At 64.6% G+C, this 20,565-nt stretch carries 16 protein-coding genes; 8 read left to right on the top strand and 8 right to left on the bottom strand.

The genetic code is table 11. The features are described from left to right. Positions 1–133 precede the first annotated feature (133 nt). Both GAK28_RS19970 and GAK28_RS19975 read right to left on the bottom strand, forming a co-directional pair. The gene (locus GAK28_RS19970; protein ID WP_291783564.1) at positions 134–3,613 is read right to left on the bottom strand and encodes a hybrid sensor histidine kinase/response regulator; all 3,480 of its coding nucleotides are present in this window, start codon (positions 3,611–3,613) and stop codon (positions 134–136) included. Continuing rightward, positions 3,603–4,376 carry a DNA-binding response regulator gene (locus GAK28_RS19975; protein ID WP_291783567.1) on the bottom strand — a complete coding sequence of 258 codons (774 nt, stop codon included), beginning with the start codon at positions 4,374–4,376 and terminating at the stop codon, positions 3,603–3,605. Before GAK28_RS19975 ends, GAK28_RS19970 begins: the two co-directional genes overlap by 11 nt. 210 nt (positions 4,377–4,586) lie before the next feature. On the opposite strand from GAK28_RS19975, the gene GAK28_RS19980 reads away from it, so the two are divergent. Further along, positions 4,587–5,519, top strand: coding sequence for a LysR substrate-binding domain-containing protein (locus tag GAK28_RS19980; RefSeq protein WP_291783570.1), 933 nt, complete (start codon positions 4,587–4,589; stop codon positions 5,517–5,519). 6 nt (positions 5,520–5,525) lie between these two features. Here GAK28_RS19980 and GAK28_RS19985 read toward each other — a convergent pair whose 3' ends face one another. Then, positions 5,526–6,929, bottom strand: a complete 1,404-nt coding sequence (locus GAK28_RS19985; RefSeq protein WP_291783571.1) for a serine protease — start codon at positions 6,927–6,929, stop codon at positions 5,526–5,528. A 220-nt stretch (positions 6,930–7,149) separates the two neighbouring features. Here GAK28_RS19985 and GAK28_RS19990 point away from each other — a divergent pair, with 220 nt between their 5' ends. The 3 genes from GAK28_RS19990 (at position 7,150) to GAK28_RS20000 (ending at position 9,641) form a co-directional block, all read left to right on the top strand. After that, positions 7,150–7,992, top strand: coding sequence for an SAM-dependent methyltransferase (locus GAK28_RS19990; protein WP_291783574.1), 843 nt, complete (start codon positions 7,150–7,152; stop codon positions 7,990–7,992). Between the two features lie 1,062 nt (positions 7,993–9,054). Further along, positions 9,055–9,342, top strand: coding sequence for a hypothetical protein (locus GAK28_RS19995; RefSeq protein ID WP_291783575.1), 288 nt, complete (start codon positions 9,055–9,057; stop codon positions 9,340–9,342). A 2-nt stretch (positions 9,343–9,344) separates the two neighbouring features. Continuing rightward, on the top strand, positions 9,345–9,641 hold the full coding sequence (locus GAK28_RS20000; RefSeq protein ID WP_291783578.1) for a hypothetical protein: 297 nt from the start codon (positions 9,345–9,347) through the stop codon (positions 9,639–9,641). Positions 9,642–9,806: 165 nt separating this feature from the next. On the opposite strand, the gene GAK28_RS20005 is transcribed toward GAK28_RS20000, so the two are convergent. Together GAK28_RS20005 and GAK28_RS20010 are read right to left on the bottom strand one after the other, a co-directional pair. After that, positions 9,807–10,979 (bottom strand): AAA family ATPase, encoded by a 1,173-nt coding sequence (locus GAK28_RS20005; RefSeq protein WP_291783579.1) that lies wholly within the window; start codon positions 10,977–10,979, stop codon positions 9,807–9,809. A gap of 111 nt (positions 10,980–11,090) precedes the next feature. Next, positions 11,091–12,110 carry a hypothetical protein gene (locus GAK28_RS20010; RefSeq protein WP_291783581.1) on the bottom strand — a complete coding sequence of 340 codons (1,020 nt, stop codon included), beginning with the start codon at positions 12,108–12,110 and terminating at the stop codon, positions 11,091–11,093. 241 nt (positions 12,111–12,351) lie between these two features. Between GAK28_RS20010 and GAK28_RS20015 the strand changes: the two genes are divergently transcribed. Both GAK28_RS20015 and GAK28_RS20020 read left to right on the top strand, forming a co-directional pair. Next, a complete protein-coding gene (locus tag GAK28_RS20015; RefSeq protein ID WP_291783583.1) occupies positions 12,352–12,903 on the top strand; it encodes a hypothetical protein in 552 nt (183 codons plus the stop codon). A gap of 204 nt (positions 12,904–13,107) precedes the next feature. Beyond that, entirely contained in the window at positions 13,108–13,851 is a 744-nt protein-coding gene (locus GAK28_RS20020; RefSeq protein WP_291783586.1) for a hypothetical protein, read from the top strand. A gap of 38 nt (positions 13,852–13,889) precedes the next feature. Here GAK28_RS20020 and GAK28_RS20025 read toward each other — a convergent pair whose 3' ends face one another. After that, positions 13,890–14,825 (bottom strand): alpha/beta hydrolase, encoded by a 936-nt coding sequence (locus tag GAK28_RS20025; RefSeq protein WP_291783589.1) that lies wholly within the window; start codon positions 14,823–14,825, stop codon positions 13,890–13,892. Between the two features lie 286 nt (positions 14,826–15,111). On the opposite strand from GAK28_RS20025, the gene ilvA reads away from it, so the two are divergent. Further along, positions 15,112–16,692 carry a threonine ammonia-lyase, biosynthetic gene (gene ilvA / locus GAK28_RS20030; RefSeq protein WP_291783591.1) on the top strand — a complete coding sequence of 527 codons (1,581 nt, stop codon included), beginning with the start codon at positions 15,112–15,114 and terminating at the stop codon, positions 16,690–16,692. A 54-nt stretch (positions 16,693–16,746) separates the two neighbouring features. Next, positions 16,747–18,276: a hypothetical protein gene (locus GAK28_RS20035; protein WP_291783593.1), complete on the top strand. Its 1,530-nt coding sequence runs from the start codon at positions 16,747–16,749 to the stop codon at positions 18,274–18,276. On the opposite strand, the gene GAK28_RS20040 is transcribed toward GAK28_RS20035, so the two are convergent. Both GAK28_RS20040 and GAK28_RS20045 read right to left on the bottom strand, forming a co-directional pair. Further along, positions 18,263–19,681, bottom strand: coding sequence for an ATP-binding protein (locus GAK28_RS20040; RefSeq protein ID WP_291783596.1), 1,419 nt, complete (start codon positions 19,679–19,681; stop codon positions 18,263–18,265). The two genes, GAK28_RS20035 and GAK28_RS20040, sit on opposite strands and share 14 nt — an antisense overlap. Next, positions 19,674–20,435, bottom strand: coding sequence for a response regulator (locus GAK28_RS20045; RefSeq protein ID WP_291783599.1), 762 nt, complete (start codon positions 20,433–20,435; stop codon positions 19,674–19,676). Before GAK28_RS20045 ends, GAK28_RS20040 begins: the two co-directional genes overlap by 8 nt. Between the last annotated feature and the right edge of the window lie 130 nt (positions 20,436–20,565).

The raw sequence follows: 20,565 nt of genomic DNA on the forward strand, positions 1-20,565 counted from the left end.
TGACACCCGTCACAACGGCGGGCGGCATCCTATGTGTAGGAGACGTGTAGAAGAAGGTAGCCAGGCAGGAACTTGCGTCATGCCACGCATGACAGACAGGCGCCCGGGCAAAAGCCCGGACCACGTCCGGGGCTCACTCGGCCGGGGTGATCTTTGCCAGAGGGGAACGGGCCAGCGACCCAATCAGGGTCAAAAAATGACCGGCATCGACCGGTTTGAGCAGTTCGGCATCGAAGGCGAGCCCCTCCGGCGGCCGCGACGGGCGTGACGAGAGCAGCATTACCGGCAGGCCGGGCCACTCGCGACGGACCTCCGCCAGCCACGTCCACGCCGTCGACTCCGTCGTGACGACCAGGTCGGGCACTTCCTCTTGCATGCGCGCCGAGGCACGGATGCCATCCTCCACCGCCGATGTCACGAAGCCGAAGCCATCAAGCAGGTCGCACAGCATGTCGCGCTTGTCTGCCTGGCCTTCCACCACGAGGATGGCGCGCCCTTCCCCATCGCCGTCCCACGACACCTCGCCCGGAGTGAACACGGACTCGACATCCGCTTCGACGGCCAGCGGCAGCACGAGGTCGAACGCGAAGACCGTACCGCCCTCCGGTCCGGCAGCCGCGTCGAGATGGCTGTCCATCTTCGCCAGCAACTGACTGACGATGGACAAGCCCAGTCCATGGCCTTCGTGCCGGCCGACATTGCCGCCACGGGCGAAGGGATGCGCAAGCCGATCGGACACATCGGGATCGAGGCCGATGCCGCTGTCCTGCACCGCGATATGCAGGTGTACCCGCGCCGCATCGATGGATGCCACCGCCACCCGGAAGTCCACGCGGCCGTCATGGGTGAACTTGGCTGCGTTGCCCAGCACGTTGAGCAACACCTGGCGCAGGCGATGGAAATCCGCCACGACGACGGCGGGTAGTTCGTCGCCATACACGAAGCCCAACTGGTTGCGCTGGCGTTCCGCCAGCAGGCTGGCGCTCTCGGCCACCTCGTGCAGGAATCCATGCAGATAACCCGCGACGGGCTCCAGCTCCAGTTCCACGAGTTCGCCGCGGGAGAACTCCAGCAACTCGTCGATCAGGCTCATCTGCTGGCGGACATGCCGCTCGATGAGTTGCGGATGATCGCGGTCGCCCCATCCCGCACGCCACTGCCGCACGCTGTCGAGAATGGCACCCAGCGGCGAACGCAGGTCATGGCCGATATGGGCCAGCAGCATGCTGCGCGTACGCAGGGACTGCTGCAGTTCGGCGGTGCGCTCGGCCACCATGCCCTCCAGTCGACGCGCATGGTGAATCAGCACGGCCACACGCCAACGCCAGGCGAGCACCACGAGACCGACGACGAGCAAGGCCGCGCCCATCGCGACCCACGGCGAAAACCACCACGGCGGCGCGATGCGCAAGGTGCGGGTGACCGTTTCCGAGATCGTCCGACGATGCACGTCCACCGCCTGCACGTCGAAGCGATAGCTGCCGGACGGCAACGCGGCGTAACGCACCTCGGCCTGGCTCGTCTCCACCCAGTCCTGGTCCACGCCGGACAATCGATAGCGGAAGCGCACCGGATTGCCGGCACTGTTGCCGATCACACCGAAGCGCATCACCAGCGCGGCACCATGCTCGAAAGGTGCGGAAAACGCGCCGGGGCCGGCATCGAGATCGCCGTAATGCATCGACACGACACGAGGCGTCAATACGCGCGAGGCGAGCAACTGCGCAGGCTTGAGTACATGGGTAAGGCCCACGGGCGCGCCGATCCAGACGGTGCCGTCGTCGTCGGCCAGGAAGGCGCCATGGTTGGTCTCGTCCCATAGCAGGCCGTCACGGGCGGACAAGCGCGTCCAGTGGCCATCGTGCAGCACGTCCACGCCGTTGCCGCCACCGGCCCACAGACGCCCATCGCGATCGGGACGCAGGAAATAGAACCGCGTATCCGCCAGGAGCGGATCGTCCACCGTCTCGACATCCACCGCATCGGCGTCGGTGACCCGACCAACGAACAAGCCGGGCTGCAAGGCACTGAGCCAGAGCCGGCCATCCGGCGTGACGGTGACGTTCTCGTACCCGCCCAGCGCCTCCTCGGGCTGAACCGCCACCTTCGCCCAGCCACGGGCATTGTTCCGATACAGGCCCGTGCTGCACGCCAGCCATAGGCGGCCCTGCGGGTCCTCCGCCATGTCCGAGCACATCGTGGAGGGCACAAGATCGGGCGCCACGCGCGTCGCATCGCCATGCTCGGGATCGATGGCGTAAGGGCCGCCCAGCGTATAGACCCAGATCCGCCCCTCGCGGTCCAGCAAGGCGCCACGGATCAGGTAAGGCAGCGTGGCCATCGGCTCGGTACGACCGGTATCCGGCCGATAGCGAACGACACGGCCGTCGAACAGGAAGTACCAGGGACGCCCTTGCCGATCGACAAGCACCGCGTGCGCCTGGTTCGGTGCCGCCACGTCCAGTGGCCAGCGGTGGGCGCGACCGGCGGACGGCACGATCACTTCGCCACCCGATTCGCTCGCGACCCAGATGGACTGGCGATCCGCCCTGGCGATCGACCAGATCAGGCTGTCGTTGAGCCCCTGCGCCGCGGTCCAGTTTTCCACGGCATCGGCGCTGTTCCAGTAGAGGACCCCGCGACCGTAGGTACCCATCCAGACCATGCCGTCGCGATCGGCCATCAGCACGGACACGCCCACGCCGGGCAACCCGTTGCCGGTGTCGAAGCGTTCCCAGCGCGTACCGTCCCAGCGCCCCAGGCCCGTGTCGCTACGAGTGAGGATGCGTCCTTCATGGTCCTCGATCAGGTCGAGGCTCGACGCGGCCACGCGCGCGTGGCCATCGGGCATGTCGCGCGACTCGAAGGCCTCCGCGCCGGGCGCCAGGCGCCGGATGCTGTGGATACCGCGGACCCAGAGGCTGCCATCGCGTGCGTGGAGAAAACCCAGCCAGCGATCCAACGGTACGCCGCGCTCCGCGCCATAGCGTGTCAGCTTTCCCGCCGCGAAACGGCACAACGCGTCGCCGCACCCGAACCAAGTGACGCCATCGCGATGGAACACCGCGGAGACCTGATCCAGCCCGCGCTCGCGTCGCACGAACGCTTCGTCGAACATCGGAGCCGCCTGCCATGCGTTGCCCGCGTCGCGGCGCAGATGCAGCAAGCGATGCCCACTGAGCACGAACATGCCGCCGTCCTCGTCGACGGCCAGGGTCTGCCCTCGATCGGCGAGCAACAGGTGCCCTTGCGGGCGTACCCACTGGAAACGGCCTTCGCGATCGCGTCGCTGGATGCCCGCGCGCGAGGCCACCCACAGATGGGCCGTGCTGTCCTCGGCGAAAGCGATCACCTCGGAGGTCTGGAAACCATCGTCGGCGCCCACGGCCGTGAAACCCACGCCGTCGAAGCGATACAGGCCCTTCTCCGTTCCCGCCCAGACGAACCCGTCGCGGTCCTGCACCATGCGCACGATCGACAGGCTGGTAAGTCCGTTGGATTGGTCATAGGCCGTCAACGGCAACTGCACGGCCGCGCAGGCCATCCACGACCACAGGCAGAGCACGAGGCCGAGCCATCGCCAGCGTGCGGCCAAGAGCCGCTCAGGCCTCATGGGTCTCCTGGCGCGACGCCTTGCGGTACTGACTCGGCGTGACGCCGACGCGTTCGCGGAACGCCGTGGTGAAATTGCAGGCGCTGCGGAAACCGATGTGTTCGGCGATCTCCTGCATGCCCAGCGTCGTATCGGCCAGCAGCTCGCGGCCACGGCGCAGGCGCTCCTCGCGGATCCACGCGAACACCGTCATGCCCAACTGCTGGCGGAAGATCGTCGACAGCCGCTTGTCGTAAGTACCGACATCGGCCGCAATCTCCTCCAGCGAGAACGCCTCGCCCAGCCGCCGGCCGATCAGCCGCATCGCCGCGCGCAGCACGACCTCGTCCGGCGAGACCGCCGTGGATTCCTCATGCGCGCGCGCCGGTGCCTCGTGACGCTGAGCGAGTCGGAGGTGGATGCGCACGCGTGCCAGCAGTTCCCCGGGTGAGCAGGTTTTCAGGATGTAGTCCACGCCACCATGCGTCAGCCCTTCCAGCCGTTCGCCCGGCGAATCCGCCGAGGTGAGAAACAGGATCGGGCATTGGCGTTCGGGCGGAAGCTCCTGCAATAGCCGGCACAACGCGAAGCCGTCCATGCCGGGCATGCGCACGTCGAGCAGGATCAGGTCCGGCGCGAGCAACTGCGCGCGCTCATAGCCCTGACGCCCGTTCGTGGCCTGGCTTACCCGCCAGCGTTCCGCGTGCATGGCGTGCAGCAACGCGCGGATATCTTCCGGCGTATCGTCGATGACCAGTATGTGTGGCGAGTCCAGCGTGGACACGGAATTCCCCCTTCCGAATCGCCGGTCCCCGACCGGCGCGGCGATTATAGGCCGTTACGCCAATCATTCCCCTGCGACAAAAGTACCCTCCCCCCGCGCAAAGGAATAACCCCTGTTACGTCGTTAGAATGCACGACACCGGACCGCGCCATCGTCATGCACGCCATGACGATGCGTCACGCCCGGCAGGTTTTTCCAGGCAGGTGGGGCATGGATCGTATCAATAATCTCAGCGACCTCTACCTGTTCGTACAGGTGGTCGACGCCGGCGGCTTTTCCGCCGCCGCAGGGCGCATAAACACGACACGGTCGCTCCTGAGCCGCCGCATCATCGGGCTGGAGCAGCGCCTCGGCGTGCGCCTCCTGCACCGCAACGCTCGCCAGTTTGCGATCACCGCGGTCGGCGAGGAGGTCTATCGGCATGCCGCGCTGATGTGCGCCGCCGCCATGGCCGCCGAACAGGCCGCGACGGTCGCCAGCACCCCGAACGGCCTCGTGCGCGTGGAAGCCCAGGGCTGGCTGGCCACCATCGTCTCGGGTTGGCTGCCCGCGTTCGCCGCCACGCATCCACGCATCCGCCTGCGCATGGGGTCCGGCCGTAGCGACGTGAGCGCGCTGTTGCGCCAACAGCTGGACGTGGTGCTGGCCGAACGCAAGACGCTGCCCGACAGCACCGACATCGTGGCGCGCGACCTTGGCGAGATGCGCATGGTGACGGTCGCCTCGCCCGAGTGCCTCGAACGCACCGGCCTGCCTTCCGATCCCTGGCAGTTGCAGGACGGCCATTGCGTTGCCCTGGCGATCCACGACACCACGGTGCCATGGAGCCTGTCCGGTCGTGCGTCATGGCGACCGCGCGCGCGCATGACCTGCGGTGATCCCGCCGCCCTGCTCGCCGCCGTACGTTCCGGCGTGGGCATCGCGCAAATGCCGTTGCCGTTATGCCAGGACGACCTGGCCGAGGGCCGGCTGGTGACGGTGCTCGACAGCCACGAACCGGCACCGGTGGCCTTGCAGGCGTTGACCATGTCCGGCCGCGTCGTCACCGAGGCCACTATCCATCTCATCCGCTTCGTGCAGCAACGCTTTGCCTCCCTGGGGAGGCAAAGCGCGCTGGAACACGGCGTGGCTCGCCGTGCCTGAGGACACTCAGGGGCCGAAGTACGAGGCGATCTGCGAGTAGACGCCGCCGAAATCGGAGAAGTAGTCGTTCTTGTTGGCGCTGGACGCGCTGCAGCTCGACGGACCACCGAACAGGCCGCCACGCAGCTGGTAGCTGCCATCGGTCGCGATGGTCAGCAGGCCCGAACCCGACGAACCGCCTTCGGTGACGCTCGAGGTCCAGTTGACCTTGGTCATGTGCGTGCGGCTGCTGTAGTTGGCGTTGACCGCGCCGACCGTACCCAGCGAATACTTCTTCGCATCGCCCGCCGGATGATGGATATCCGTGGTGGACGAGTTATTGGCGATCGATGTGGAGTTCCAGCCCTGGTAGAACACGCCAGCCGGCGGGGTCTTCTTCAGTTCCAGTAGCAGGGTGTCGCGCGAGGCGTCACGATGCAGCAAGGTCGCACCACCGGTCAGCACGGTAACCGCGCTGTTGATGGTCGACGCCGAGCCGTGGCACTGCGTGGTGTTGTAGAACCAGATCGTCTGCAACGAGCTGGCCGTGGTCTGGTCCGCGATGCAGTGGGCGGCCGACCAGAACAGCTGGCGCTTGGGCGAGTTGCTGTTGTTGAGCAGCGTGCCCGTGCAGATGTAGCTGCCGCCATCCGACGAATCGGTGAACAGCATCTTGGCGACGGCCTTCGTGGCGTTGTCGTAGGCGGCCTTGCCCGAGTTGGTGCTGCACACCACGTCGTTCTCGCAGCTGCCGCTGCTGCCGAAGCCATCGCTGTAGCCGGCCTTGTACGGCGAGGCGCCGAAGTACGACACCTGCGGCACGCTCAGGTGAAAATCACCGGGGTGGCTGTCACGCGGCAGCACCAGCTCGACCGTGAGCGAATCGCCTTCCACCGCCGGCGTCCAGTACGACTGGCCCGGTGTGAAGTCCTTGCCTGTTGCCTCGAACACGTTCGCACCCGAGCCGACGAAATGCAGCACCACGCCGTCCGGCACGCGACCGCCGTTCGCTTCCAGGCGAATCGCGGCACGCAGGCCACCCGCGCCGCTGGACGCGACGGGGAACTGCGCGACATGGCGACCATCGGGCAGGTCCACCCAGTTGAGGCCGGCGAGGTCAATATCCGGGCTGGTGTTCTTCAGGCCAAGCCCGACCTGGAGCGGTACGCCCTGCTCGCGCTGGAGCGAGGCGGTGCGAGCGCTGGCCAGCGTGCGCGTGTCGGGCGCGGCGACCTGCACGCGCACCGACGACGGCAGCGCGCGCGGATTGGCGAGCTGTGCCTGGCCGATGCTGGCCGGGTTGGCCTGCTCGATGGCGACATCGCCGGCCATTTCGGTGAGCTTGGCGCCGGCGGTCTGCGCGGCGACCACGCTGGCACCGAGGCCGAGCGCGAGACCCAGGCACACGCTAAGGAACGTCTTCTTACGCATTGGTTTACCCCATGGCGTTCGTTGAAGGATCGTTGGCGGGCCCTTTGCCCCTACCCGCCTGTGATGCAACGTGTTGTCGCCCGCCACCCCACCCCACAAAAACGGCAGGGAACGCGCCACCCATGAACCCCGTCACGTTTCCGGCAACGGACGGGCGATTTGGCGCCGCCACCGCTTCCTGGGGGATAATCGGCGGCCCACCCGCTTTCGAGTCCCCTCCGTGCCCCACTATTCCGGTCCCCTGCTCACCTCGGACATCGCCACCGCGCTGCTCACCGCGCGCGATACGGGCGATACCACGTGGTCGGGCTCGATGGACCTGGGGCGCGGTACCGGCACGGCGTTCCTCGGCGTGGATACTTGGCGCTGGAACGACGTGGACTACCCGTATCCCGAGGGCCTCAAGGACCGCACGGTCTACTACTGGGACGGCGAAGACTTCGACCGCGCCGCGCGCTTCTCCGGCTCACTCATCAAGCTGGTGCCCACCGAATGGGGCGTGCCCACCTTCGAGATCGACGGCATCAAGATGCTGCCCACCTCGAAGGAATCGCCGCTGGACGACGCACGCCGCAAGGTCGCCCTCGTGCAACCCGCCGGCAAGGTCGTGCTCGATACCTGCGGCGGCATGGGCTACTTCGCCGCCTGCTGCCTCGATGCGGGCGCATCGCGCATCGTTTCGTTCGAGAAGAATCCGGACGTGATGTGGCTGCGCACGATCAATCCGTGGTCACCCGATCCCGAAGCCGCGTCGAGCGGCGGGCGTCTCGATTTCACCCGCGCCGATGTCTCCGAAGCCATTCGCGAGATCGCCGACACCTCGGTAGACGCCGTGCTGCACGATCCGCCGCGCTTCGGCATTGCCGGTGAACTCTATGCACAATCGTTCTACGACCAGCTCGCTCGCGTGCTGCGTCGCGGCGGGAAACTGTTCCACTACACCGGCAGCCCCAACAAGCTCACCAGCGGCCGTGATGTGCCGCGTGAGGTCTCGCGACGATTGGAGAAATCGGGTTTCGTCGCCGAGTTGGCGCTGGATGGCGTGTTCGCACGAAAGCGCTAAGTGTGGTCGAACACGAGCGAAGAACGACAACCTCTCACTCGTCGTTCCTGCGAACGCAGGAACCCAGCGCCTCGGTTCGCCAGCACGGCGACAACGCACCATCGGCCTTGTGTAGGTGACGCACCCGTAAAAACCGGCTGCATCGCACTGGGTTCCAGCGTGCGCTGGAACGACGAGACAAACACCTACCGTCGTTCCTGCGAACGCAGGAACCCAGCGCCCCGGTTCACCAGCACGGCGACAACGCACCATCGGCTTTGTGTAGGCGACGCACCCGCAAAAACCGGCTGCATCGCACTGGGTTCCAGCTTGCGCTGGAACGACGAGCCAAACGCCCACCGTCGTTCCTGCGCACGTAGGAACCCAGCGCCTCGGTTTACCAGCAAGGCGACAACGCACCATCGGCTTTGTGTAGGCGACGCACCCGCAAAAACCGAACGCACCGCACTGGGTTCCAGCGTACGCTGGAACGACGTGAGGGGGATTGAGAGGGTTCGCTATAAGCGCGTGCACGATAGCGATGCGGAAAGAAACATCGCAACTTTTGGTCGCGCAGATGGCTCAGGACTACAGACAATCCGGAGATGTTCTGATACGTTCTCCGGCAGTTGTCGATGGATCGGATGCGAAGAAGAAGCATCGACAACCATTGCTCACCATCATGGTGAAAAGCGCAGAGGGGATTCGAACGGCCATCCTAGCCCCCTCCACTGACCTCATCCTCTACAACAGGCATGAAGCTATGTCGAATTCTACGGCATTCCCCCGTCCACCGCTTGGACGCGGCATTCCCCCCGACGGCACGCGAGCGGTCCGGCACATGTCCGGCCACGACTGAAGCGTCTCGACGCCCGTCACCCTTATGCCTTTTGCCTAGCCGTTACCACCCGGCGCGTTGCCGTGTGGCGCGGATAAGGACGACTAACGTCGATCAATCGAGTTCCAGCCGCCCGTAACCCCTTCGCGGGGAGGCGTGGGGCGATAGCGCCTCACCGGTCGAGTGATGAGGAGTACGTCGAGAGGCGTGCTCCGCTCGGCAAGCGCGGCCACAAGGAGAACACCATGAGCGCACCAGACGACCTCTGTCGGCTCGGCGAGGGCAGCTATGTCCTCGATCCCGATGCCAGCCTCGATACCTTGCTCGACGATGCCGGCGAATGGCTGGCGTATGCCGAAGGACTCAATGAGGTGTTGGCGGAAACCTTCGCCGATATGGACCTGCCGAACCGTAAGCACCTCATACGCCTGATCGGCGCAACCACTTTGCTAACACGCATGAGCACGCAATGCGTCCAACAGGCGAAAGTACGTCGCATATGGGACGCGCAAGTCACGCTCGGAGGCGATTGACCGTGCTTCCCATCATCCCGATCCTCACCGGCGGCATCGTGCTACTCGCCGTGAATCTCATTGTCTACGTCAACCGCATGCACGGCCGCTCGCGATCATGCCGCAGTGCGCGGGATTTCTGCGCGGTGTCATTCGTCTTCTTCCTGGCCGCCCTATTCGCGCTGCTCGACCTGACAACGCAGGTGTGGGTCGATCCAAGCGAAAACCTGGCCCTGGCGATCCTGAAAAGCACGGGGGGCGGACTCGCGATATCGACCGCATCGGCCCTCGGCTTCTGCATGGCCGCCCGCCTTGACTGACACACCCTCTGTAGGAGCGCGCTTGTGCGCGACGGGTGCTCGCGGCAACCTGGCATCGCGCGCAAGCGCGCTCCTACAGAAGCATGGATACCCGGATCTACATGGCCGCCATGACTCCAATCCTAGACGGAATCATGACCTGGACGGATACGCCCATCGAAATCTTCAGGCACGCGGAGGCCAACGGCCGTCTTGTTTCTTCTGCTGGTGCCACGTTTCCATCCCGAGATCATCCAGCGCGTACTCGCCCCGGTTTGACTTCCATATCAGTGGCGGAGTCATTTCCCGCATGGCATTGAGCGCGACCTGCGCCGCAGAAGCCGATACCGGGCGCCCGAGCACATCGGAATAAGCGCTCAATGCCGAAGCGCCAAAAGGTGCGAAGGTATCCCCAGCCTCAAGCAGACAAGCTAGCACCGCCTGCTGTACATCCGTCAGCGCCAGGAAGGTATCCCGATAGCGTGCGTGCTCGGCCGCGACAAGCCGGGAGGCCTCCTCCAACACGGCATCTTCGAATGCCAATCCAGCATTGAGCCTGGGATTCAATGCATTGCTGATCGCCGCATCCATTTCTTTCGGACGATTCCCCAGCATACGGAAAGCAGCCAGGATTTTCGTGGCATCGATGCCACCCAATGCCGGATTGCTCTTAGCCAGCAAACCGCACATCCAATGGACGTAATCGTCATCCAGCAGTGGCATGGGGCGCACACGTGAGCCATAGAACGCGGCCGACTTGGCATTGGTTAGACGCCCGAGCTTGTCACGGTCGGAGCCGGACATCACCAGCATGAGGCTCACATCACCCGGCGAATTCAGCGTGTCGCGCGCAGCCTTCAGTTCTCGCGCCACATCGTCCCCGCGATCGCTCACCAGAAGATGCTGCGCTTCGTCGAGGATCAGGGCGACCTTGCCCGCACTCTCCGACAATACCCGTAACGCGTCGGTCAGGGACGATCCGGGCATCCTGCCAATCTTCGTCGCGTCGAATTCCAAGGAGGAGCCGCCCGCGCCGACTTTCACTTTGTCCAACCCGGCACGTTCGGCCAGCCTCGCGATGACACCCGCGCTAGCCATCAATGCCCTGCCCACCGCCGTGTAGATCTGATCGGTAGGATCGACCTGGAGATTCGCCCAGAGATCGAGATAGATGACCTCGACCCCTTCGGCTTCCAGAGCAGGCTTAAGATCGTTGCGCAGGAAGGTGGATTTACCCGTTCTTCTCGGCGCGGCAAGGAACAAACCATCCGCGTCGCTGTTCCATTTAAGGCGACCCGACAGCGACACAACCATTTCACCCGCAAGCTCGGACCGGGGAAAGCGCAAGTCAGTGGTCACTTTATTCTCCAATTATGCTGTTTTATATAATTTATATAAAATTACATAATTGAATATTATCATGCATTTATCACGGATCGCCAGCGCCCTGAATCCGCCAGGTATCGCCCGTCAGGCCATCGACTCCATACGCAGGATGCGCCCTCCCCTCGGGCTTCGGTCCACATAGATGATCTTCACGACGCTGCCGCAGGTGATGGGGTCGTCATCGCGGGTCGTCCTTCCGGAGGGATAGAGGCGATCGCCAATGCGGTACCAGCGCTGGAGTTCGCTCATCCTTCCGACGGCGACCGAGCTATCCAGGACTTCGACCACGACACCGGTGATGGTGAGCGTACGTGGCTTGATGTCCTTCCAGGACCGTATCTTTCGCCACACCCCGGTGACGGTGGCGACGCCCAGCAGGAAAAAGACACCGCCTGCGATACGTCCGAACAGCGAAAGCAGCAGGAGGGTGAACATCGCGAAGAAGATCCCGGTCATCCACAACACCAGGCCGGTGGAATCCCATGCGGCCAATTCAAGGCACTCCTCCTCCGACGCCGCGCGTTCGGCGACGATCGGCAGATAGCCCTGGTAATCCACCTTAAGCAAGATGGGTGCAGGCGTACCCGGAAGCTCGACGCGCTCAAGCACCACGGGCTGGTAAAGCAGCCCTTTCAGGCGCCCGGCCGACGGGATGAGCTGGAGGTTCCCATTGTTCGCATGGCGGATGGGAATCCTCACGGGGAAAAACTGGCCCCCAACCTCATAGTGGGCGATGCCGTCCCTATCGGCGATGCCACCCAGTTCACCCCGGACCACGGTCTTCACGAGCATGCCGGGGGATCGCAGTACCGCGCCGAGATAGCGAAACAGGCGGGTGTTCTTTATCCCGAAGTACACGGTAAGCATAAAGAAGAATGCACAGACCAGGCAGAAAAGGACCAGCCCGGACACCCGGCTGTCGTGGCTACCGAGGTCATAGGCCACCCAGCCCATCGCCACCAGGGCAAATGCGAACGGCGTGCTCACGAGCACATGGAAGATGGCTGCGCCTTTTAGGTTTCGCCGCAGGGCCCGAAGCAGATCCAGGTCGTCCGGACCCAGGGGGCACTCCGTCGTCGTCGCGGGCTGGACCGATTGCGTCATGGCAATTCCTTTTGACGAGAATCTGATATCGTTGCCCGAGCAGACTCGGGGCTGCTAACTCATAACGCGTACGAAAACCAGGAACCCTGTAGCAAGAGTCTGGATGACATCACCGTGTTCGGCTGGCGCCGCCCCTGACGTACGTCATGTTAGCCAATTCTTGCCTTTCGGGAGACAGCCGATGCGCAGTATTCGCTTCACGGGAATCGCGGCAGCCCTTTATCTTGCCGCGTCGGCATCCATGGCCGCCGACGTCACGCAAATTCCCGACAACATCCGATCCCAGTTCGGGCCCGACGACACCATCATCGCGATGAAAAGCGCCAGCCCGCTGGGTCTCGATGCGTCCGGAACGGTCGTGGCCGTCCGTTATGCGTCCGATGATCCCCAGAAGCCCGCGCATTGTGAACTGATCGTTTTCAGGGGCGACCATGCGAAAGTGGCCACATCGGAGCACAACAGCAACGTCGTCGACTGCATCAACAACGAGACCAACAAGACCGCCGGCACACTGGCGGCCAATGACCAGCTCACCGTCACGCCAACGCAAATCGCCTACGTCAACCTGCTGCCCCGCGGTGGCACGGCCTATACGTTCAACTGGTGTCGTCGGTTCTTCGCTTGGCATCTCCAGCGCGTGGAAGCCTCGTCGGTATATAACGGCGAGAAGGGTCCTGTCGTTCGCCGATCCACGCTGGACTTCCCGATGAGACTCACCTGGATAAACCTGTCGGACTTCGACCCCAAGCTCGTCCGGGATGACCTCGCCAAGAATCTCAAGACGCTCAAATGATGTGAACTGGAGCGACATGAACCCGCCTTTGCAGGCGGGTTTTCCTGTATCGCCTCAAGAAGCGTATTGCTTTGTTTGATGCGCTAGCAAAATCCCATAACGCGTAAGCCAAAATGATTCCGCTCGCCGGATTTGGTGCCTTTGCCTTTGCCCACCTGCACAAGTCAAAACTAAATAATCAATTACTTATAAAAGGATTTCTGCATGCCGTCTTCCCAGCCCCGATCAATGCATCATGTGACTTTGCTGCTGGTAATGACGAGTGCTGCTGCCGCGATCGCAACCCCCTGTCTGGCAGACAGTAAAGCTTCAAGCTATCCCTCGGGCTGGCCCCAAACCCACCAGGCGCAACGTGATTTTTCGGAAACTGCCATCATCACCGATCTAAATAGTAGCCCCCGAAAACTCTGGATGATCTCCGCCCCCGTGTCCGGCGCCGCTAAAGGCCTGGAGTTCTTCACCGGTGAACGGGTCGACGTCCATGTTGACGGTAAGGCGTATACATTCTCAGACTCGTCAGGGCACCGGTACGAATCCCGACGAGCTCGTCCTTCGTCTGTAGACCTGACTGATCCATCGATCAGTGCCGGCTGGGAGAAAGATGGTAAAGGTCATGACGTTATCGTCGGGGCCAAGCTGAAGGACGTCAGCAATGCCAGTCAATTGTTCAGCGGTGACAAAATCTGCGAATCCACTCCTTATGTCATTAGCACGGAAGCGTCGCGATTCCAGGCTAGCGAGGCCGGCTTTACCCCACGCACAAAGATGGTCGCTGACTTCAATGTAAAGAGTAACTGCTGGACCACCGAGCCCACACATGTTGTTAATCTCGAAGACAACACGTTCCTCCTTTTCACAGAGGATCGCGTTATCAGAATCAACAGCATGGACCTGACGCCCTCGGGCCCAGCCCCCGACTTCAAGATCGTCGATATCAAGGAAAAATAACAAGAGTTCGCAAGGAGTCGCCGTGTCACCAAATGCCACTACTCGGCCTTTGCTCCCGCCAGCGGCTTCCCATCCACAAAACTACGCACCGCGGCAACGGTGACATCGGTCGCCTCCTCCATAAGCCAATGCCCCGCATTCGGCACCACCAGTTCCGAGACGTGGGCCGCCGCGTTACGCATCACGATGGCCTCGTTCGCACCGAACGACTTCGCGCCGCCGATAGCTAACACGGGCATGGTGAGCTTGTCAGTCAGCGACGCCTTGTTGTCGTCGGCGTCCTGGCGGATGGAGCGGAACTGGGCGAAGGCGGAGTGCATGCCGCCCTGGCGGGCGTAGAGTTCGGCGTAGTGCTGGCGGGTCGCTTCATCGATCTTGGTCGGATCGCCCGCGAAGTCGTTCCAGAAACGATCCAGGTAGATGCGCTCGCGGCCGGCCACCAGGCGCTCCATGTCCGGGCCGCCGAAGTCGAAGTGCCATAGCAGGGGCGATCGCACGATCTGGTCCCAGGGCGGAATGCCCGGCACGGGGGCATCCATGACCACCAGGCGGTCGGTCTTGTCAGGGTACCGGCGGGCATAGGCGTAAGCGACCATCGTGCCGATATCGTGGCCCACCACCACGGCATGGTCGATGCCGAGCTGGGTCAGCACGGCACGAACGTCGGCCGCCTGGTTCTTCTTGTCGTAGCCCGCCTCCGGATGCGACGAGAGGCCCAGGCCGCGAAGATCGGGCACCACCACCGTGTGGTTGCCCACCAGTGCGGCAGCCAGCGGCTCCCACATGTCGCCCGTATCGCCAAAGCCGTGCAGCAAGACGACCGCGGGGCCCTTGCCGCCTACGCGGACATGGATCGTCGCGCCGTTGGCCTGGATATCCTGGCTGCGGAACGCAGGCGGGAATGGCTTGACCGCGGCGAAGGCCGGGAAACTCAGTGCCAGGGCAAGCCCGGCGGCAAGAAGCGAACGGATCATGGGTGCGGCTCCAGGAAAGGTACGAGACGATGTTTGACGACGTCGAACGACTGCCTTTCGAACTGCGGTGATGCCCCTGACGGAAAACACGGGTTGACAAGGAAGCGGCCGCCGATCAAGCATGGCCCCATGTCGAACCTGACCACCCGCATCGTGTCGATTATTACCCCCATCCCAACGATGGTGGGTTGATCGCGCACGTCAGGTGACCGAAACCCGCCCTCCAGAGGCGGGTTTTTTCATGGCCCGCCTCCGATCCAGGGAACGCCCCTACGGAGATACGACCATGCCCTCGACCACCCTGCGCCACGCCGATGCGCCCTCGCCGCCCGATCTGAACGACTACCTGCGCCGAACGCTCACGGCACGGGTCTACGACGTGGCGAAACGCACCGACCTCCAGCAGGCCATGTCCCTGTCCGAGCGGCTCGGCCATCGCATCTTCCTCAAGCGCGAGGATACCCAGCCCGTGGCGTCGTTCAAGCTGCGTGGCGCCTATAACCGGATCAGCCAGCTCGGCGCGGATGCCCTGGCGCGCGGCGTCATCACGGCCTCCGCCGGCAACCATGCCCAGGGCGTCGCCTGGTCGGCGGCGCGGCTGGGGGTGAAGGCCACCATCGTGTTGCCGCAGACCGCGCCCCGGGTGAAGGTGGACGCCACCCGGCGCTTCGGCGGCCCGACTGTCGACGTTGTGCTGGCCGGCGAATCCTATAGCGACGCCCATGCCCATGCCGTCGAACTCCAGCGGCGCCTCGGCATGACCTATGTTCCCGCGTTCGACGATCCCGATGTCATCGCCGGCCAGGGCACCGTGGCGATGGAGATCCTGGGCCAGCACCAGGGCGATCTCGACGCGATCTTCGTACCCATCGGCGGCGGCAGCCTGGCAGCGGGCATCGCCAGCTACGTGAAGGCCGTGCGTCCCGAGGTGAAGGTCATCGGCGTGCAGACGCGCGACTCCTGCGCCATGGCCCAGTCGATCGCGGCCGGACGGCGCGTGACGCTGGCCGAGGTCGGACTGTTCTCCGATGGCACGGCGGTGAAGCTGGTCGGCGAGGAAACCTTTCGCGTGTGCCAGGCCTATCTCGACGACGTCCTGCTCGTGGACACCGACGAGGTCTGCACCGCAATCCGCGACATCTATCAGGACACGCGCACGCTCATGGAGCCTGCCGGCGCCTTGGCGGTGGCCGGGGCGCGGCAGTATGCGAAGGCCCTTGCGAGCTCCGGCCGTACCTTCGTCGCCATCACTTCGGGGGCCAACCTCAATATCGATCGCATCCGCTTCATCGCGGAACGCGCCGATGCCGGTGGTGCGCGCGAGGCGCTGTTCGCGGTGAGCATCCCCGAAGAGCGCGGCAGCTTTTTGCATTTCTGCCAGTTGATCGGGCAGCGCAACGTCACCGAGTTCAACTACCGCATGGATGGCGACGACCGCGCACGCATCTTCGTCGGCCTGCAAATCGAGGACACGCGGGAATCCGGCGACCTGAAGGCCGTGTTCGAGGGTGCGGGCTTTCCCGTCGTGGACCTGAGCGGCGACGAACTGTCGCGCCAGCACATCCGGCACATGGTGGGCGGACGTTCGGCGGCGGCCAATGACGAGCGCTTGTTCCGTTTCGAGTTCCCCGAGCGTGCCGGGGCGCTTACGACCTTCCTGCAATCCATGGCGCCGGAGTGGAACATCAGCCTGTTCCATTACCGCAACCAGGGAGCCGACTACAGCTCCACCCTGGTCGGCATGCAGGTACCGCCAGCGGATCGCGTGGCACTGGACCGGTTTCTGGCCGGCCTGGGCTACGCCTACCGTGAGGAAACGGCCAACCCGGCCTACCGGCTGTTCCTCCGCGACCTGCCCCTCAAGTAATCACGAAGGTCGCCGTTAAACCCTGCACAAGGAGCCGTTCGCAGGATACGCACGATGAATCCCCTGAGCCTCAAGGGTACGCCCCCGCCGACCACTGGCTGGCAGGACCGCCTCCTCGCCACCGTCAAGCAGCGCGCCGCCGTGGCGACGCCGCCGCCGTCGGTAACGGTCACCCTCGGTGCGTCGTCCAGCGATGCCGTCGATACCTACGCCTTCAGCAACCAGAGCCCAGCGGAGCGCTATTCCAACGAAGCGCTCGGCGCCATGCTCCAGCGCAACGTCGGCTCATCGTCCGCTCCTGGTCTGTTCGCTGGCCTGGGCAAGGCGTTGCTCTCGCGTCTTGGCGCCGATCCGTCCGACGTGTCGCTGGATGCCAAGGCCAAGGCAGCCGCCCCGGTCGACGGTATCGCGCCGCCGTTGGCGTCGCCGGACGTACCCGCCGAAGCGTCCCTCACCGTGAAGCTGGCCAGCGGCGCCAGCGTGACCCTGTCCTTGCGCTTGGGCGACGGCGGCCTATCCATCGACATGCACAGCAGCGCGGAGCTTGGCGAGCAGGATCGCCAGTCGGTCGCCAAGCTGGGCGGTGCGTTCCAGGACATGCTCGACGGGCTGGGCACCGAGCCGCCGACGCTGTCCCTGCAAGGGCTCACCGAAGGCGATTCGCGTATCGCCTCGGTGGACTTCAAGGCCCGCGTACCCACGAGCGAAGGCCCACCGCAGACGATCGAATTCCATTCGGGTGCGGACACACGCACCGTGAAGGTCGACGGCCCCGGCGGCAAGATCGACGTGGCGATGGACATGCGTAACGCTGCGACCTGGGGCAACCAGGCCCAACGCAAGGCCTCGGTGTCCAACTACCTCGACCAGATCGACGCCGCCGCGAGCCGCGGCCGTGGCGACAAGAACCTCGTGGCGCTGTTCAAGAGCGCGTTCGGCCAGTTGAACGCCTCGTATCCGCCGACGCCCGCCACCGGGCCCAGCGACGGCATCCGCGCGCTGAACACCAACGACCATGCCGTGCTGACCGGCCTCGCCGACTTCACGGCGTCGATCGGACAGGCCGGCTCCTCACCGAACCCGCTGCATCCGGACGAGGTAGATTCGTTCTCGTACCAGCTGTCGCAATCGACCCAGTTCGGCGGCACCGGCCCCCTCGACCGAACGATCGACCAGCATCAGGCCTCGCGCCTGAAGGCCAGCTATCACATGGCGCTCTCGGCCGGCCTGTCGTTGCAGCTGACGACGAAGCCGGAGTCGCAGAACTACATCTATCGGCAGGTCGACGACTCGGCCAGCAGCGACACGCATATCGCCTATGCCAAGGGCCGGCTCACCGACGCCAGCGTGACGCAATCGGCCAGCCAGACCACCCACGACAAGAAGTACGTCATGGCCAAGCTGGTAAGCGACACCACCACGCCGTCGTCGCGCACGCAGAAGCTGGACCTGCGCGAGCTGCTCGACCCACCGCACCGGGACGACGACGATCCGCGACAGCCACCGGTATCACAGGCGACGCTCGATCGCGTCCACGCCATGATCGGCTTGGTCACGGAACCCGGGCAGCTCACGTCGCGCTGACGTCGCCCGTCCCTGAGAACGGAAGCCACAGGACGGCCTCGAGCCCTCCCGTGGCGCGGTTGCGCAAGGCGAGATCGCCATGGTGCGCCTGGGCGATGGTGCGCGCGATGGCCAGGCCAAGGCCCGTACCGCCCGTGGCGCGATTGCGCGAACCCTCCACGCGATAGAACGGCTCGAAGACGAGCGCCAGAGCATCCTCGGGGATACCCGGCCCTTCGTCCGCAATCGAGATGGCGATACCTGGCGTGCCGTCACGGGTGACATCGTCCATCGTCACCGTGGCGTGTCCACCGCCATAGCGCACCGCGTTCTCGATGAGGTTTTGCAGGCCACGGCGCAGCGAACGCGGGTAGCCCCAGATCTGCGCAGCGGTGGTGCCGGCAACATCCACGCGGCCGCCGGCCTCGATGGCGTCTTCGGCCACGGCGCGCACGAGCGTGTCGATGTCGACCTGGCGACGATCTTCCTCCACGTTGGAGCCGCTGACGAAGTCGAGTGTGGCGGCAATCATCGCTTCCATTTCCGCCAGTTCGTCGCGAAAGCGATCGCGCAGTTCCGGCGGTTCGATGCGTTCGGCACGCAGGCGCAGGCGGGTGATCGGCGAGCGCAGGTCGTGCGATACCGCCGCGAGGAAACGCGCGCGCTCGCGCAGGCTGTCGAGCAGACGCTGCTGCATCAGGTTGAACACCTGTGCGGCGCGACGGACCTCCTGCGGGCCCTTGGGATCGAGCGGCGCGGCGTTGAGGTTGCGACCCAGTCGTTCCGCCGCCGCGGACAGCGTCTCCAACGGCCGGATCGCCAGGCGCACGGCGAGGAACGACAGCAGCACCACGGCCAGCAGACGCACAAGGTAAATACGCAGGAAATAATCCGCCGCGGCGAGGCCGGGTCGCAGGTCCCTGCCCTCCTGACCGCCGACCAGCCGCACGTTCACCCACGAACCGTCACGCAGCTGCGCATCCACATCGAGGCGCGCGAACGGCATGCGGGCGAAAAACACGGACACCGGGCCGATCGGCTCGCCATGTTCATCGCGCAATTCGACCGGGCGGGTGACGAAACGCCCTTCGCCAAAGCGCGCACGCAGCACATCCGCCAGAAGGGTATCGGCCGGATGGGGGTGCTTGCGGGCCATTGCGTTGCCGGGCGCCACGATCGGGGCAATCTCCACGCCACCCTCGCCCAGGCTGCGGGTCCATGCGGCACGCGACGACACTGGCAACGCGTCGTACAGCGTCACGATATCCGCCACGCGTGCGCCACCGCTGCGCACGGGCACCTCGGCGACGCTGCCATAGCGGGCGTCGTACCAGACCGTGCCCGTGATCAACTGCGAGGCGATCATGCCCACGACGAGGATGATCGCGATGCGACCGGACAGCGTGCGTGGCCAGAGCCTAGACATGCGCGCGCGTCACCTCGGCATTGAGCATGTAGCCCTCGTTGCGCACGGTGCGAATGATCTCCGCGCTGCGCGGACGGCTTTCCAGATGCTGCCGCAGGCGGCTGACGCAGACATCGATCGCGCGGTCGTTCGGCGCCGCATTGCGGCCGAAGACATGATCGAGCAGGAAGTCACGCGACAGCGGACGGCGCGGATGGTCGAGTAGCGTCTTCATGGTACGGAAGTCCGAACCGCCGAGGCTGATCGCCCTGCCGTCCGCCGACAGCAGTTGCCGGGCGACCACGTCGAGCTTCCAGCCGGCGAACAGCAGGAAGGGTGCATCGGCCGCGTGCGCCGACGGCTCCGTCCCACGCATGCCGTGTTCTTCGCGCGGCGCGGCCGGGTCACGTCGCCGCAATACGGCCTTGATGCGTGCGAGCAGTTCGCGGGGATCGAACGGCTTCGGCAGGTAATCGTCGGCCCCCACTTCAAGACCGATGATGCGATCGAGCAAGGTGCCACGCGAGGTCAGCATCACGATGCCCACGTCGCTGGTCGCTCGCAGCGTACGGCACAGGCTGAGGCCATCCTCGCCCGGCAGCATGAGGTCGAGGATCACCGCGTCGGGCGTCCGCTGGCGTAGCGAGGTCCACATGGTCGGGCCGTCGGCCGCCGTATCGACGCGATAGCCGGCCTCGGTGAGGTATTCGCATAGCAGCGAACGGATGTCCGGATCGTCGTCGACCACGAGCAGCGAAGGCACCCGCGCGTTCATCGCGAGCCTCCCGTGCGCGGGGCCACTGCCAACACATTCCAATACATATCGATACGAGCCATGTCGATTCCGACAACCGTCCAAAACAACCGGGATCTAGTCTAACGACATCGAAATGAGAATTGTTCCA

The sequence above is a fragment of the Luteibacter sp. genome (genome assembly GCF_009912395.1).
Lineage (GTDB): Bacteria > Pseudomonadota > Gammaproteobacteria > Xanthomonadales > Rhodanobacteraceae > Luteibacter.

Excerpts from the sequence above, each read along its gene's own strand:
- GAK28_RS19970 (WP_291783564.1), bottom strand. The coding sequence starts at position 3,613 with ATGAGGCCTGAGCGGCTCTTGGCCGCACGCTGGCGATGGCTCGGCCTC.
- GAK28_RS19980 (WP_291783570.1), top strand. The coding sequence starts at position 4,587 with ATGGATCGTATCAATAATCTCAGCGACCTCTACCTGTTCGTACAGGTG.
- GAK28_RS19985 (WP_291783571.1), bottom strand. The coding sequence starts at position 6,929 with ATGCGTAAGAAGACGTTCCTTAGCGTGTGCCTGGGTCTCGCGCTCGGC.
- GAK28_RS19995 (WP_291783575.1), top strand. The coding sequence starts at position 9,055 with ATGAGCGCACCAGACGACCTCTGTCGGCTCGGCGAGGGCAGCTATGTC.
- GAK28_RS20010 (WP_291783581.1), bottom strand. The coding sequence starts at position 12,110 with ATGACGCAATCGGTCCAGCCCGCGACGACGACGGAGTGCCCCCTGGGT.
- GAK28_RS20015 (WP_291783583.1), top strand. The coding sequence starts at position 12,352 with ATGGCCGCCGACGTCACGCAAATTCCCGACAACATCCGATCCCAGTTC.
- GAK28_RS20020 (WP_291783586.1), top strand. The coding sequence starts at position 13,108 with ATGCCGTCTTCCCAGCCCCGATCAATGCATCATGTGACTTTGCTGCTG.
- GAK28_RS20025 (WP_291783589.1), bottom strand. The coding sequence starts at position 14,825 with ATGATCCGTTCGCTTCTTGCCGCCGGGCTTGCCCTGGCACTGAGTTTC.
- ilvA (WP_291783591.1), top strand. The coding sequence starts at position 15,112 with ATGCCCTCGACCACCCTGCGCCACGCCGATGCGCCCTCGCCGCCCGAT.
- GAK28_RS20035 (WP_291783593.1), top strand. The coding sequence starts at position 16,747 with ATGAATCCCCTGAGCCTCAAGGGTACGCCCCCGCCGACCACTGGCTGG.
- GAK28_RS20040 (WP_291783596.1), bottom strand. The coding sequence starts at position 19,681 with ATGTCTAGGCTCTGGCCACGCACGCTGTCCGGTCGCATCGCGATCATC.
- GAK28_RS20045 (WP_291783599.1), bottom strand. The coding sequence starts at position 20,435 with ATGAACGCGCGGGTGCCTTCGCTGCTCGTGGTCGACGACGATCCGGAC.